Origin of the sequence: Streptomyces dryopteridis, assembly GCF_049606955.1 — a bacterium.
Lineage (GTDB): Bacteria > Actinomycetota > Actinomycetes > Streptomycetales > Streptomycetaceae > Streptomyces.
Genome location: NZ_CP187113.1, coordinates 33373 through 48470, shown reverse-complemented (window position 1 = coordinate 48470; position 15098 = coordinate 33373). Strand labels below are relative to the sequence as shown.

Annotated in this window: 10 protein-coding genes; 4 read left to right on the top strand and 6 right to left on the bottom strand. The window is 75.8% G+C overall.

All coding sequences use genetic code 11. The features are described from left to right. Positions 1-61: 61 nt before the first annotated feature. Positions 62-1330: an NAD(P)/FAD-dependent oxidoreductase gene (locus ACN20G_RS00225; RefSeq protein ID WP_424210630.1), complete on the top strand. Its 1269-nt coding sequence runs from the start codon at positions 62-64 to the stop codon at positions 1328-1330. Between the two features lie 46 nt (positions 1331-1376). Beyond that, positions 1377-3404 (top strand): prolyl oligopeptidase family serine peptidase, encoded by a 2028-nt coding sequence (locus tag ACN20G_RS00220; RefSeq protein ID WP_424210629.1) that lies wholly within the window; start codon positions 1377-1379, stop codon positions 3402-3404. A gap of 78 nt (positions 3405-3482) precedes the next feature. Here the strand turns inward: ACN20G_RS00220 and ACN20G_RS00215 are convergent, their stop codons facing one another. Beyond that, positions 3483-4742, bottom strand: a complete 1260-nt coding sequence (locus ACN20G_RS00215) for an MFS transporter (protein ID WP_424210628.1) — start codon at positions 4740-4742, stop codon at positions 3483-3485. Positions 4743-4891: 149 nt separating this feature from the next. Here ACN20G_RS00215 and ACN20G_RS00210 point away from each other — a divergent pair, with 149 nt between their 5' ends. Then, a complete protein-coding gene (locus ACN20G_RS00210; RefSeq protein WP_424210627.1) occupies positions 4892-7249 on the top strand; it encodes an ATP-binding protein in 2358 nt (785 codons plus the stop codon). On the opposite strand, the gene ACN20G_RS00205 is transcribed toward ACN20G_RS00210, so the two are convergent. The 3 genes from ACN20G_RS00205 to ACN20G_RS00195 form a co-directional block, all read right to left on the bottom strand. Further along, the gene (locus tag ACN20G_RS00205) at positions 7201-7656 is read right to left on the bottom strand and encodes a response regulator (protein WP_424210626.1); all 456 of its coding nucleotides are present in this window, start codon (positions 7654-7656) and stop codon (positions 7201-7203) included. The two genes, ACN20G_RS00210 and ACN20G_RS00205, sit on opposite strands and share 49 nt — an antisense overlap. 452 nt (positions 7657-8108) lie before the next feature. Beyond that, positions 8109-8480 (bottom strand): hypothetical protein, encoded by a 372-nt coding sequence (locus tag ACN20G_RS00200; protein WP_424210625.1) that lies wholly within the window; start codon positions 8478-8480, stop codon positions 8109-8111. Positions 8481-8900: 420 nt separating this feature from the next. Beyond that, positions 8901-9089 (bottom strand): DUF6381 family protein, encoded by a 189-nt coding sequence (locus ACN20G_RS00195; protein ID WP_424210624.1) that lies wholly within the window; start codon positions 9087-9089, stop codon positions 8901-8903. Positions 9090-9277: 188 nt separating this feature from the next. Between ACN20G_RS00195 and ACN20G_RS00190 the strand changes: the two genes are divergently transcribed. Continuing rightward, positions 9278-11200 (top strand): BTAD domain-containing putative transcriptional regulator, encoded by a 1923-nt coding sequence (locus ACN20G_RS00190; protein ID WP_424210623.1) that lies wholly within the window; start codon positions 9278-9280, stop codon positions 11198-11200. A 51-nt stretch (positions 11201-11251) separates the two neighbouring features. On the opposite strand, the gene ACN20G_RS00185 is transcribed toward ACN20G_RS00190, so the two are convergent. Together ACN20G_RS00185 and ACN20G_RS00180 are read right to left on the bottom strand one after the other, a co-directional pair. Then, complete coding sequence (locus ACN20G_RS00185; RefSeq protein WP_424210622.1) at positions 11252-11989, bottom strand: helix-turn-helix transcriptional regulator; 738 nt, start codon at positions 11987-11989, stop codon at positions 11252-11254. Positions 11990-12188: 199 nt separating this feature from the next. Continuing rightward, the gene (locus tag ACN20G_RS00180; protein WP_424210621.1) at positions 12189-15095 is read right to left on the bottom strand and encodes an AfsR/SARP family transcriptional regulator; all 2907 of its coding nucleotides are present in this window, start codon (positions 15093-15095) and stop codon (positions 12189-12191) included. Between the last annotated feature and the right edge of the window lie 3 nt (positions 15096-15098).

The window sequence follows — 15098 nt, the reverse complement described above, 5'->3', positions numbered from 1 at the left end:
GCGCATCCGAATCCCGGGCTCACGCCGAAGACCGCCACAGCACACGAAAGGCGGTCCCGCCATGCCCGGCACCCCCCACCCCGCCCCCGCCCCGCCCACCCCGGACCGCCCGGTGCTCGTCGTCGGCGCCGGTCTCGCCGGACTCGCCTGCACCCTGGACCTGCTCCGCGCCGGCCTGCCCGTCCGGCTCCTCGAAGCCTCCGACGAGGTCGGCGGACGCATGCGCGCGGACCACCGCGACGGCTACACCCTCGACCGCGGATTCCAGGTCCTCAACACCTCGTACCCGCAGGTCAAACGCCGGATCCGGCTCGCCCCGCTCCGCCCCCGCCCGTTCACCCCCGGCGCCCTGGTCCACACCCCCACCGGACCGCTGCGCCTGACCGACCCCACCCGACTGCCCGGTCCCGCCCTGCGCCTGCTCACCGACCCGACCCTCCCGACCACCGGACTGGCCGCCCTCGGCCTGCTCAGCGCCCTCGACCTGCTCGCCCCACCCCGCCTGCGCGCCCGCACCCCCGAGACCACCACCCGCGAGGCCCTGCGCCGCGCCCGCGTCCCTGACCGACTCGTGGACACCTTCCTGCGACCCTTCCTCGCCGGCGTCTTCCTCGACGACAGCCTGGAGACCTCCAGCCGCGTCTTCCACCTCGTGTGGCGCTCCTTCCTGCGCGGCTCCCTCACCCTGCCCGCCGCCGGCATCGGCGCCGTCCCCCGCCAACTCGCGGACGACCTGCCGGACGGGGTGCTGCGCCGCGACACCCCCGTGGCCGCCCTCACCCCCGACGGGCTCCGCCTCGCCGACGGCACCGAACTGCCGGCCGCCGCCGTGGTCGTGGCCACCGACCCCGCCGCCGCCCACGTCCTCCTGCCCGAACTCCCGCCCGTCCCCACCCGCACCACGACCACCTACCACCACGCCGCCGCCCACCGGCCCCCGCTGCGCGAGCCCACCCTGCTGCTCGACAGCGAGCTGCGCCTGCTCAACACCTGCGTGATCACGGAGGTCGCCCCCGGCCACGCCCCGCCCGGCCGGTCCCTGATCGCCACCTCCGTCCTCGGCCCCGACCGCCCCGGCCGCGAACGCGCCCTGCGCGCCGTCCTCGCCGAGGTCCACGGCGCCGACACCGACCGCTGGGACCTCGTCAACACCGTCACCGTCCCCGCCGCCCTCCCCGCGATGCCGCCGCCCTGGCCGCTCAGCCGCACCACCCGGCACGCCCCCGGCCGCTACGTGTGCGGCGACCACCGGGCCACCGGCTCCGTGCAGGGCGCCCTCGCCTCCGGCACCCGGGCCGCCCGCGAACTCCTCGCCGACCTGGCCCCGTGAGCGTCCGACCGGACACGCGCCCGCCCCGACACGGCACAATCGTCCGGTGAGCGATGACGACCCGTACCTGTGGCTGGAAGACCTGACCGGCGAACGCGCCCTCGACTGGGTCAGGGAGCGCAACACCGAGACGGTCGCCGACCTCGGCACCCACCCCCTCTTCGAGGAGGTCCGCCGCGAGGTCCGCGAGGTGCTCGACGCCCCCGACCGGATCCCCTACGTGACCCGGCGCGGCCCCCACCTCTACAACTTCTGGCAGGACGCCGACCACGTCCGCGGCCTGTGGCGGCGCACCACCCTGGAGGAGTACCGGACCCCCGACCCCGCCTGGGAGACCCTCCTCGACCTCGACGCCCTCGCGGCGGCCGAGGGGGAGCCCTGGGCCTGGGCCGGGGTCCGGCTGCTGCCCCCCGACCACCGGCACGCCCTCGTCCTGCTCTCCCGTGACGGGGCCGACGCCGTCGTCGTCCGCGAGCTCGACCTCGACAGCGGGGCCTTCGTGCCCGACGGGTTCACCCTCGCCGAGGCCAAGACCTCGATCGGGTGGATCGACCAGGACACCGTCTGGCTCGGCACCGACTTCGGCCCCGGCACCCTCTCCGACTCCGGTTACCCCCTCCAGGTCCGCCGTTGGCACCGCGGCACCCCCCACACCGAGGCCGAACCCGTCCTCACCGGCGCCCCCGGCGACCTCTCCGTCGGTGGTTGGCGCGACCACACCCCCGGGTTCGCCCGCGACTTCCTCTCCCGCCAGATCGACTTCTGGAACGGCGAACTGCTCCTGCTGCACCCCGACGGGACGGCCGAGAAGATCGACGTCCCCGACGACGCGGCCGCCTACGTCCACCGGGACTGGCTCGTGGTCACCCCCAAGACCCCCTGGCTGGACCAGCCCGCGGGCGCCCTCCTCGTCTTCGGTCTCGACGCCTTCCGCGCCGGCTCCCGCACCCCCGAGGCCGTGCTCTTCACCCCCGACGAGCGCACCGCCCTGGCCGGGCACGCCTGGACCCGCAACCACCTCCTGCTGACCACCCGCGTCGACGTCAGCGCCCGCGTCGAACTCCTCACCCCCGGCCCCGACGGCTGGACCCGCCGTCCGCTCGGCGCGGTCCCCGACCTCTCCACCGCCTCCGTCATCGACACCGACCCCGACACCGACGACGAGTACTTCCTCAACGTCACCGGCTACCTGCAGCCCTCCACCCTCTACCGGGGCGAGGCCGGCGGCGCCCCCATGGAGATCGTCAAGCAGGCCCCGGCTCTCTTCGACACCACCGGCCTGCACGTCAGCCGCCACTTCGCCACCTCCGCCGACGGCACCCGCGTGCCCTACTTCGAGGTCGGCCGCGCCGAGGACCCCGGGCCCGTCCCCACCCTGCTCTACGGCTACGGCGGCTTCGAGGTCTCCCAGGTGCCCTACTACAGCGCCGTCACCGGCCGCGCCTGGCTCGCCCGGGGCGGCAGGTACGTGGTCGCCGGCATCCGGGGCGGACGCGAGTACGGACCGGCCTGGCACCAGGCGGCCCTCGGCGCCGACCGGGTCCGCGCCTTCGAGGACTTCGAGGCCGTCGCCCGAGACCTCCAGGCCCGCGGGGTCACCACCCCCGAACGCCTCGGCATCGAGGGCGGCAGCAACGGCGGCCTGCTGATGGGCGCCATGCTCACCCGCACCCCCGAACTCTTCGGCGCGATCGTCGCCCACGTCCCCCTCCTGGACATGCTCCGCTTCCACCTGCTGCTCGCCGGCGCCAGCTGGATCGCCGAGTACGGGGACCCCGACGACCCCCGCGACCGCCCCCACCTGGAGCGCATCTCCCCGTACCACAACCTGCGCGCCGACCGCCCCGGCCCGCCGCTGCTCCTGACCACCTCCACCCGCGACGACCGGGTCCACCCGGGCCACGCCCGCAAGACCGCCGCCCGGCTCCGCGAATTCGGCCACCGCGTGCTCTTCCACGAACACCTCGGCGGCGGCCACGCGGGCGCCACCGACCACGCCCAGACCGCCTTCAACGAAGCCCTCGTCCACAGCTTCCTGTGGAGCAGGCTGACCGCCCCCGCCCCCACCGCCTGACCCCACACGAGGGACGGCCGGCGCGCGAACCCCGCGGGGTCCGCGCACCGGCCGTCCTCGGGTCCCGGAGCTCGCGCCTCAGCCGGTCACGCCGGCCGCCTCCTTCTCCGTCCGCCGCCGCACCGCGTCCGCGTCGGTGCGCGCGTCGTACGAGAACAGCCGGGGCAGCGCCACGGTCAGCGCCGCCACCGAGGCCACGCACGCCAGACCACCGCTGACGAACGCCGACCGGGTGCCCGACCAACCGGCCACTGCCCCCGCCCGGACCTGCCCCAACTGCGGCCCGACGCTGTACGACAGCACCTCGATCCCCGCCAGCCGGCCCCGCAGCTCCTCCGGGATCGTCTGGTTCCAGATCGTCGACCGGCCCAGCCCGCTCAACATGTCCCCGGCCCCGGCCACCGCCAGGCACACCAGCACCAGCCACACGTTCGACAACCAACCGGCCGCCGCGATGGCCCCGCCCCACACCGCCGCCCCGAAGACCACGAACAGCCCGTGCCGGTGCACCCGCGAGGTCCACCCACTGGTCAACCCCAGCACCAGCGAGCCGACCGAACCCGCCGCGTACATCAGCCCCAGCGCCCACGGCGCGTCCAGGTCGTCGGCGAGGAAGGGGAAGATCGTGTTTGGGAAGGCGAAGAACATCGCGGCCATGTCGATCGCGTACGTCCCCAGCAACACCGGCCGGCTCCACGCGTACCGCGCGCCCTCGGCTATCCCGCGCAACGAGGGCCGCTCCGCGCCCTCCGCCGGCGGCGCCGGGGTCAGCCGCAGACAGAACAGCACCGACACCCCGAACCCGACCACCGTGATCCCGTAGGCCGTCGCGTGCCCCGCGTACGCCACCACCAGGCCCGCCGCGGCCGGACCCGCGATCGACCCGATCTGATAGCGCAGGGAGTTCAACGCGGCCGCCGCCGTCAACTGGTCGTGCGGCACGATCCGCGCCATCAACGAGTCCATCGCCGGCCGCTGGAGGCCCGCCAGCGCCGACACCCCGGCCGCCACCACGTACAAGGGCCACAGCAGGGGATTCGGCAGCAGCGCGTTGACCAGCAACAACAGCGCCAGGACGCCGAGCCCGGCCTCCGTCCACAAGATCACCCGACGCCGGTCCACCGCGTCCGCGAGCGCCCCGCCGTACAGGCCGAACACGATCAGGGGCACCAGCTCCACCGCGCCCATCGCACCCACCGCGAGCGGCGAGTCGGTCAGCTCCTTGATCTGGAGGGGCAGGGCGATCATCGCCATGAAGCTGCCGAAATAGGTCACGATGCCCTGGAAGAACAACAGCCGGAAATCACGGCTGGACCGCCAGGGGGACAGATCGGGCAAGAGGGATGCGATTCGGGACGTGCTCACAACGCGCCATCGTCCGCGACGACCCCCGCGCACGGCAACACGATTTCGACCGGTCCGCGCCCCGTGTGCCAGGATCGGGACCCCCGGCCGGGTCCTCCGGCCCCCTCGGAGAGGCCCGCGCGATGACGGCACCCCACCCGCCCGAGCCCGCCGCGGACCCCTGGCTCTCGCCCGGTGTCCGCCGCGCCGAGGCCGCCGTCCCCGCCCCCTTCGACCTCACGGCCTGCGTCCGCGAGGAGATCCACCTCCTGGGCGGCATCCAGTCCCACGGCACCCTGCTCGCCGTGGACCCCGTCGACGGCCGCGTGGTCCTCGCCGCCCGCAACACCGAGGAACACCTCGGCGCCCCCGCCGAGACCCTCCTCGGCCGCCCCGTCACCGACCTGCTGCCCGCCGAGGACCACGCCGAGGCCCTCGCGCTGACCGAGGGCCCCCAGCTCGACGGGGCCCCCGCCGCCGTCCTGCGCACCACCGTCACCCGACCCGACGGCACCACCCGCCCCCTCGACCTGAGCGCACACCGCCGCGACGGACTCCTCGTCCTCGAACTCGAACCCCCCGCCGAGCCCGCCGGCCCCGGCGATCCCGCCCGCTTCCACCAGGGCATCCGCCGCGCCCTGGTCCGGCTGCGGTCGGCCGACACCGTCGCCGAGGCGTGCCGGCGCGCCGTCGCCGAGATCCGGGCCCTCACCGGCTACGACCGGGTCGTCGCCTACCGCTTCGAGGGCGAGGACGGGCCCGGAGAGGTCGTCGCCGAGGAGCGCGCCGAGGACCTCGAACCCTGGCTCGGCCTCTGGTTCCCCGCCACCGACATCCCGCCCCAGGCCCGCCGGCTCTACCTGAGCAACTGGATCCGCGCCATCCACGACGTGGACGACGAGAGCGTGCCCCTGCACCCGTCGACCCTGCCGGCGACCGGCCGTCCGCTGGACCTCTCCGGCTCGGCCCTGCGCACCGTCTCCGAATTCCACCTGGAGTACCTGCGCAACATCGACGTACGCGCCTCGATGTCGGTCTCCGTCCTGCGCGACGACCGCCTGTGGGGCCTGATCGCCTGTCACGGCCGGGCCCCGCTGCCGATCGGTCCCGAGCTGCGCGCCGCGTGCGAGCTGTTCGCCTGCGCCTTCTCCCTGCAACTGGCCGCCCTCGCCGAACGCGGTGAGGCCCGGGCCCTGGACGAGGCCCGCACCCGGGTCGCCGACCTCGCCATCGCGCTCACCGCCGAGGTCACCGACACCAGCGGACAGGCGGTCCTCCTGGAACAGCTGGAGCCCCTGCGGTCGCTCCTGAACGCCGAGTCCCTCGTCCTGGTCCACGGCGGCGCCGGCACCGTGCACGGGGCGCCCGTGCCCCCCGAGGTGCTCGCCGCCCTCACCCGGCACGCGGCCGAGGCCCGGGACGGGGAGCCCCGCGCCACCGACCGGCTCGCCGAGGCGGCCGGCGGACCGCCCGGCGGCCCCGCCGGCGCCCTGGTCATCCCGCTCGGGCCGCACGGCGAGCTGCTGGCCTGGCTGCGCGCCGAACGTCCCGTGCCGCGCAGCTGGGCGGCCGACCCCGACCGCCCCGTCCGGGTCGGCCCGCGCGGCGAACGCCTCACCCCGCGCGGCTCCGGCGCCGTCTTCCGCGAGACCGTCCGGGGCCGCAGCCTGCCCTGGACCACCACGGACCTCGCGATCGCCCGCGAACTGCGCCGCCTGCTGACCGGGCTGGTACTGCGGCACTCCGCCGTGCTGCGCCGGGTCAACGAGGAGCTGCGGCTGAGCAACGAGGACCTCGACTCCTTCGCGCACGCCGCCGCCCACGACCTCAAGGAGCCCCTGCGCGGCATCTCCAACGCGGCCACCTTCGTCCTGGAGGACGCCGAGGGCCTCGACCCCGTCACCGTCCGCCGGCTCACCACCATGCGCCGCCTCGCCGGCCGCATGGACGACCTGCTGAACTCCCTCCTCGCCTTCGACCGGCTCGGCCGCGGCGCCGTGCGCCCCGCCCCGGTCTCCCTGGACCGCGCCCTGGACGCGGCCCTGGAGGTGGCCGGACCCCGACTGGCGGCGGCCGGGGTCGAGGTGGTGCGCCCGGGCCCGCTGCCGAGCGCCGCGGTCGACCCGCACCTGCTCGCCGAGGTCTTCGTGAACCTGCTGGTCAACGCGGCCAAGTACGCGGCGGACCGGCCGGACCGACGGGTCGAGGTCGCGGCCTGCCGGGCCACGCCGCCCGACGGCTCCGGCGAACACCCGGTGGTCCGGGTCCGGGACAACGGGATCGGCATCCCCGCCGAGCAGCACGAGGAGGTCTTCGCCCTGTTCCGGCGCCTGCACGGCCCGGAGGAGCGGGGCGGCGGCACGGGGGTCGGCCTCGCCGTCGTCAAGCGCGTGATCGAGCGGCACGGGGGCCGATTGTGGCTGGAGAGCGCCCCGGGGGAGGGCGCGGCCTTCTACCTGCTCCTGCCCTCGGAGGACTCGCCGATCCGGGGCTGCCAGTAGTCCACGGCGCCCTGGAGCACGGTGCGGAACAGGTCGAAGTTGATCGGCTTGTAGATGTGGCTGTCCGCCCCGGCCGCGTAACTGGCGTCGACCTCGGCGGCCGAGGTCGACGAGGTGAACACGACCACGATCAGCTCCCGTAGCGCGGGCACGGCCCGCAGCCCGCGCAGCAGCCGGTGTCCGCCGGTCCCCGGCATGTTCAGGTCCAGGAGCATCATCCCCGGCAGCCGCTCCGCCGCCGTCAGCCGCTCCAGCAGCCCGTCGGTCCGGTCGGCGAACTCGACCTCCAGCCGGGGGTGGGTGGCGGCCAGGGCCCGGGCGATGGCCTCGGTGTCCTCGGCGGAGTCCTCCACCACCAGCAGTCGGTCCGGGTCCACGGGACGCACACGGACCTCGTCGGGGTTCACGGCGGCTTCCTCCACACGGACTGCGCACGGGCACGGGCGGCCCGCCGACCGTCGCGGACCACCGGGACCCCTTCGGGTCCCCGCGCCCGCGCGGATGCCCGGGGGAGCGAAGATCATGCGCCGGGGCCGGTCCGGCGTGCGGGCGGGCTCAGCCTACGCCGTCCGCGCGTCCCGGGCCCCCGCGTGTCGATCCGGGGGACGCCGCAGGGCGAACGCCCGCCGGAGGCATGGCGGGGGCGGGGGAACGGGGCGGCGGGAGCGCCGTACGTGAACCCGGGGGGACGAGGCACGTACGGCGACCGCCCGCGGGTGGTGCCGCCGGCACCGGTCGGCGCCACCCGCTGAACACGCTTGTGTCCCGGGTCCGCGACCCCAAACGGTCCTCCCCGAAAAAACTTCGCGGCCGTCCGTGACGCACCCTCAGCGTCCTTCGGCCGGCGGCGAATCGCGGGTCAGACCTCCAGGTCGGCGTCGATCCGCTTGAGCTGATGGCGGGCCATGGCGAGGTTGGACCGGCCCTTGTCCAACACGAGGTACAGGAACAGGCCCTGGTGGCGATGGCCCGTGAGGATGCGGATCAGGTGGTACTGGCCGCCCAGGGTGATCAGGATGTCCTCTATGTCGTCCTGGAGGCCGAGCATCTCCATCGTGCGCAACTTGGCCCGGATCACATCGGTGTTGCCGGCGGCCGCCACGTTGAGGTCGAGGTCGCTCCCGCCGCCGAGCACGCCGAGGGCCATCCCGCTGTGGTAGTCGACCAGGGCGACGCCGAGGCTGCCCTCGATCGTCATGCACTCCTTCAGGGACGTCTCCACACTCGCCATGGCGAACACTCCAACTCGATCAGCTTGGTCTCGGTTATGCGAAAGTCATATGCCGTCAGATACGGTCGAGGGGAAAGCTACTGGTGAATCGGGGTGTGTGGGGAGACCCGAGACCATTCGGCGGGAAACCGCCGCAGTCTTTCGACCACACACGGTCACCATGCGGACGTGCCGACGCGCCCCCCGAACCCCACGGCCCCCACTCCGCCCCCCGCTACCCCCGCCCCCACCCCTGACGGTCACTGCGGGTGACCGAACCGCCGTCCGTCAAGCCGGCCGAACGGAACCCACCCCTCCCCGGCCCACCGCCCTCCCCGCCCCACCGCGCCGCGCCCGACGGGGCGCGACGCGGTGGGGGAGTGGTCCCGGTGTTCGGCGCGCCGTGACCCGAAGGTCCGACACGCCGAGCCGGCGGCAGCCTCACATGGGGTCCATCGTGGCCGCGCCCCTCCCGTTCATCTCCTCGCTCTTCGCCCGGATCCGCAGCGCCTTCGCGGCCAGCCGGGTCCGCTCCGACGGATCGGTGGCCCGACCGGCCGCCTGCTCCAGTTGCTCCGCCTTGTCCCGCATCTCCCGCGCCCGCTCGAAGGAACCCTCCACCACGCCCATCGCAGTCGACCTCCTGGCTCACGGCGCGGACCGACACCCACGGCGGACGTCACCCGGTCCCACGCCCACGCCTCAGCCAAGCAGCCCGCGCCCCGCCCCGCATCCCGACGCCGACCCCGCCCCGTGTCCGCCCGACGGCCCTCAGTAGCGTGTCCCCCCACGGCGGCCGACGACGGGGGAGAAGCCAGGTGACGTCCACGGGCCCACGCTTCGCGTTCCGTCTGCTCGGCCCCCTCGCCGCCGACGTCGACGGACAGCCGCTCGCCCTGGGCTCCCCCCAACAGCAGGCCCTCCTCGTCACCCTGCTGCTGCGCCGGGACCGCACCGCCCCGCTCGCCGAACTCGTCGCCGCCCTGTGGGGCGAACACCCCCCGGCCCGCGCCGCCGGCACCGTCCGCACCTACGTCAGCCGGCTGCGCGCCGTCCTGGAACCCGACCGGCCCGCGCGCGCCCCCGCCCACGTCCTGGTCGCGCACCGGGACGGCTACGCCCTCCGCCTGCCGGCCGCGCCCGCCACCACCGTCGACGCGGAGGAGTTCAGCGCGGCCCGCGTCGCCGCCGACCGACACGCCAGGGCGGGCCGGCACGCCGCCGCCCACGACACGCTCGACGCGGCCCTCGCCCTCTGGCGCGGCCCCGCCCTGCCCGGACTGCCCGGACCCGCCGCCGAACACCACCGACAGCGCCTGGAACACGCCCGACTCCTCGCCGCCGAGGACCGGCTCGCGCACGCCCTCGACGCCGACCCCGACGCCGCCGACCGGCTGCTGCCCGAGCTGCGGGCCTTCGTCGCCGCCCACCCCCTGCGCGAACGGGCCGGCGCCCTGCTGGTGCGCGCCCTCGGCCGCACCGGCCGCGCCGACGAGGCCCGCGCCGCGCACGCCGCGTTCACCCGCGTCCTCGCCGAGGAACTCGGCACGGCCCCGGGCGCGGAACTCACCGCCGCCGCCCGGGCCCTGCCCCGCCCGCACCCGACCACGGCCCCCGGACCCCCCGCCCTCCCGGTCGGCCGCGACCGCGAGGAGGCCCACCTGTGGTCCCTGCTGCGCCCGGACCCGCCGCGCCGCACCCCGTCCCTCGTGGTCCTGACCGGTCTGCCCGGCATCGGCAAGACCACCCTGGCCCTGCACGCGGCACACCGGATCACCGGCTCCCGCGCGGCCCCCACCCCCGCGGCCGCCTCCCTGCTGCGCCCCGGCACGGGACCGGGAGGGCGAGCGGACGGCCGGCCGCGCGAGGACCCGCCGCCCGCGCTCCTGCACGCCCGCCTCAGCACCCCCGAGGGCAGGGCCCGTCCGGCCGCCGAGGTCCTCGCCGAACTGTTGAGCGCCCAGGGCGTGCCCCCGTCACGTCATCCGGGCTGCACGGACCAGCGGGCCGCCCTGCACCGCACCCTCACCGCGGCCCGCCCCACCCTGCTCCTGCTCGACGACGCGATCACCACCACCGACCTCCTGCCGCTCCTGCCGGCCGGCGCCGCGTGCGCGGTCCTCGTCACCAGCCGCGCCCGCGACCTGCTGATCCCCGGCGCCGACACCCTCCACCTGGGGCCCCTGCCCATCCCCGAAGCCCTCGCCCTGCTCTCCCGCTCCGCGCCCGACCGGTTCCCTCCGGACACCTCCCTCCCGCCCGTCGCACGCGCCCTGGCCCGACTCTGCGCGGGCCACCCGGAGGCCCTGCGGGCCGTCGCCGACCGGCTGACCGCACCCGGCGGCCCCACCCCGGCGCGACTGCTGGCGCTCCTGCTGCGGGCCGCGGCCTCCGACCGTCTCGTCGAGACCCTGGCCACCCCCGAACACGACCTCGGCCGTCGTCTCACCGAGGCCCACGACCGGCTCCCGGGCCCGCCCGCGAGGGTGCTGCGGGTGACGGCGGCCCGCGGACCGGCGCTGTTCGACCGGGCCGGGGCCGCCGCCCTCACCGGCCTCTCTGACCCCGGCCCCCTGCTCGACCTCCTCGTCGACGCCGGACTCCTCGACAGCGAGGGCCCGGACCGGCACCGCTACCACCCCCTGCTGCGGGCCCACGCCCGCACCCACTGGGCCCGCCCCGAACACCCGGACACCCCCCGACCCGACCCCCACCGACCCGCCTGCCCCGGCGCGTCCTGACCCACCCCGCGACGCCACCCGGCCCTCGGCCCCGGCCCTCGGATCCAGCCCTCAGATCCAGCCCTCCCGTACCGCGTAGGCCACCGCGTGCGCCCGATTGCGCAGGCGCAGCCGCGTCATCACCTGGTGCAGCACGTTCTTCACCGTCCGTTCGGAGTACGCCAGCCGCTCCGCGACCTGCCGGGTGTCCAGACCGTCCGCGATCAACCGCAGTACGTCGGCCTCCCGGCCGGCCAGTCCCAGCACCGGGGCCAAGGCGGCCCGCCCCCGCCCGCGAACACCGCCCGCGCCCTTCTCCGGCGCGGCCTCCCGCGATCCGCCGACCCCCGTGTCACCGAGCCGGGGCCGCCCGAGCCGGGTCAACAGCCGGGTGATCAGATCCGGCGGCAGATCCCCCTCGCCCCGTCCGGCACGCTCCACCGCCCGCCTCAACGCGTCCGCCGTCGCCTCGTGCCGCCACACCACCGCGCCGATGCCCGCCTCCACCAAGGTCACGAGATCCGACTCCCGCAGGGCCCCGACCACCAGGACCACCGGCCGCCCCCGGGAGCCCACGGCCTCCCGCAACACCGCCTCCCCCTCCCCGTCGAGCCGGTCGCACGCGACCACCGCCACCTCCGTGGCCCCCTCGGACACGGCCCCCTGCCCGTCCGGCTCCCCACCGAACCCCTCGGCCGAACCCACCTGCCACCCGGGACCCCCCGCCCCGATCTGGGCCATCACCCCGGCACGGCTCAAGGGATCCCCCGCGTACACCGACACCACGATCCGACGTTCCGACAGCAGCACCAGCCACCCCTCTTCCCCGGGGAAACCCCGGTCGATCAGGGCCTCACCGTGCGAAGCGCCGATCAACAGCCCGTGGACGCCCGATGGACGTCCCGCCCCACCGGCCCGAACACCTCCCGCTCCCACCGCCCTCCACACCCCGAGCCCCCGTGCCACCCCGGAGGAACCGCCCCACCCCTCACACCCCGGCCCGACGGCCTCAGCCGGCCGCCACCCCCCGCTCCCCGAGGGCCCCGCTCAACTCCTCCCATGCCCCGCGCACCTGCTCCGATTCCGCCGAACCCCACGACCGTGACAACTCCCACGCCTCGCGCAGAAACTCCCGAGCCCGCTCCGCTTCACCCGTTCGTGTGTACGTTTTCGCGAGGATCCACAACACGCGCACCTCAGCCACCTGCCACCCCAGGCGTCGCGCCGCGACCAAGGTCGTCTCCGCACGACCCACCGCCTCGCTGTCCAGACCGGCCGCCACCCACGTCTCCACCCCGGCCAACCCGTGCAGGACCTCGAACATCGGGTTCCCGCACGCGACCGCCCGCCGCAGCCCCTCCTCGTGCACCCGCACCGCCTCCGTGAACCGGCCCCACTCGCGCAGGGCCTGCCCCCACTTGTACAAGGCGTGCACCTCCCCGTACCGATCCCCCCGAGCCCGGGACGAGGCCAGGCTCGCGCGGGCCTCGTCCGCGGCCTCCGCCACCCGCCCCGCCCGCAACAGGACCCCGGCCCGGTTCGCCCGCAGGTTCGCCACCCCCCACTCGCTGCCGCACCGCTCACCGACCGCCACGGCCCGGTCGAAACACCCCAGCGCGCCCTCCAGGTCCCCGCGCGCGGCGGCCGACAACCCCTGGCAGTTGACGGTCTCCACCCACACCGCCTCGTCCCCGCACTCCCGGGCCGACCGCTCCGCCACCGCCAACACCGCGTCCGCCTCGTCCAACATCCGCAACTGCATCAACGCACCCCCGAGCATGTACCCCACCCGCCCCACCGCGCGGGTCCGTCCCGCCTGCGCCGCGACCCGCATCACCCGACGTGCCGGCGGCACCAGATCGGCCCACAGGAAGGCCCCGTCCAACAACGGATCCAACGCGAGCAGCAGGTCCGCGACCAGGTCCACCGACCCCGGCGCGCACTCCACGGCCTGCCCGGCCACCGCCAGCACCGCCTCGTGCCGGGTCACCACCCGACGCCCGCCCACCCCCGCCCCCGACCACGGCGCCCCCGGGGAGACGGTCGGCGCCAAAGCGTCCGCCACCGGGTGCCCCGGGCGTTCCACCCGGTACGCGTTGCGCGCCGAGGCCAACAGGTGGTCCACCAACCGCGACACGGCCGCCGCGCGCTGCTCGTCCCCGTCCTCCCGCGCGCACCGCGCCCGGGCGAACGCGCGCACCAGATCGTGGAACCGGTACACCCTGGGCGCCGGGGACTCCAGCAGGCCCAACTCCACCAGCCGCTCCAGCGCCGCCACCGACTCCGTCCGTCCCGCCCCGCCCACCGCGACGGCCCCCGACTCCTCCACCACCCCCACCCGCACCACCGACAACAAGCGGAACAGTCGTGCCTGCACGCGGTCCAAGAGCTCGTAGCTCAACCGGAAACAGGCGTCGACCCCGTCCTCCCCGCCCACCGACCCCACCCCCGAACCGCCCGTGCCCTCACCGCGCTCCCGCAACATGGCCACGAAATCGGCCACGGACCAGGCCGGCCGACTCGCCAACCGGGCCCCCGCCACCCGCAGCGCCAAGGGCAGACCCCCGCAGGCCCGCACCAAGCGGCGCGCCGCCACCGGCTCCGCGTCCAACCGGCGCGCCCCGACGATCCCGCGCAGCAACTCCATCGCCTCGGGCGCCGGTAACACCTCCAACCGCAGCCGCCGGGCCCCCGCCAACTCCGGCAGCCCACCCCGCGAGGTCACGATCACCGCGCACCCGGCCGTCCCCGGCAACAGCGGCTCCACCTGCGCCGCGTCCCGCGCGTCGTCCAGGACCACCAACAGCCGCCGCCCCGCCACCCGACTCCGGAACAGCGCGGCCCGCTCCTCCAAACTCTCCGGAATCCCCGACTCCATCACGCCCAAGGACCGCAGGAACCCCGCCAACACCCCTTCGGGAGCGGCCGGATCCTCCCGCACCCCTCGCAGGTTCACGTACAGCTGCCCGTCGGGGTACCAGGCGCTCACCCGGTGACCCGCGTGAACCGCCAAGGTGGTCTTTCCCACCCCGCCCATCCCGCCCACCGCCGTGACCACCACCGCCGAGGCCGACACCGCCCCCGGCGCCAAGGCCGCCACCAACTCCTCCACCGCCGAGGCCCGCCCGGTGAAATCCGCCGGCGCGTACGGCAACTGCGCGGGGCGCGGCGCGTGCGCGCCCTCGCCGGACTCGGCCCGTGCCCCCTCCCCGCCCTCCCCGACACCCGGCGTGCCCGCACCCGGCCCGAGACCCCCCACCACGGCCCCCTCGCGGGCCCGCCCCCACAGCCCGCGCAAACGCTCGTTGCCGGGGAACCGGGCACACCACCGCGCCGCCTCCGGTGCCACCCGGTCGTGCAGCCCCAACCGCAGCTCGCACTCCCAGCGCTCCACCAACGCGCCCAACCACACCTCCGCCAACCGCCCCCGCTCCACCGCCGCGAACGGACCGGGCACCCCGACCAGGGCCTCCGGTCCCCGCCACAACCGTGCCGCCCGTGCCCAGCACCGGGCCGCCCCCGCGTCCTGCCCGCCCCCCGACCGCACCCGCGCGGCCGTCACGAGCCCCTCGAACACCGACAGGTCCACCGCCCCCGCCCCGACCCGCGCCACGTACCCGCCGCCCTCCGAGGCGATCACCTCGCCCAGCGCACGCCGCAGCCGGTACACGTACGACCGCACCGTCGCCACCGCCGACCGGGGAGCACGTTCCCCCCACACCCCGTCGACCAGTTCCTCCACCGTCACCACGTCACCCCGACGCGCCAACAGCATCACCAGCACCGCCCGCTGCTGCGGAGTACCCAATTCCACCGCTGCCGCGCCGCGCCACGCGCGCACCGCGCCCAGCACCTCGAACCGCAGCGCGTCCGCGCCCCCGCCCGCCGCCTCGCCCGCCCTCGTCTCCGACGACATCCC

Coding starts and splice junctions, on each gene's coding strand:
- ACN20G_RS00195 (WP_424210624.1), bottom strand. CDS start 9,089: ATGGGCGTGGTGGAGGGTTCCTTCGAGCGGGCGCGGGAGATGCGGGAC.
- ACN20G_RS00225 (WP_424210630.1), top strand. CDS start 62: ATGCCCGGCACCCCCCACCCCGCCCCCGCCCCGCCCACCCCGGACCGC.
- ACN20G_RS00200 (WP_424210625.1), bottom strand. CDS start 8,480: ATGGCGAGTGTGGAGACGTCCCTGAAGGAGTGCATGACGATCGAGGGC.
- ACN20G_RS00180 (WP_424210621.1), bottom strand. CDS start 15,095: ATGTCGTCGGAGACGAGGGCGGGCGAGGCGGCGGGCGGGGGCGCGGAC.
- ACN20G_RS00210 (WP_424210627.1), top strand. CDS start 4,892: ATGACGGCACCCCACCCGCCCGAGCCCGCCGCGGACCCCTGGCTCTCG.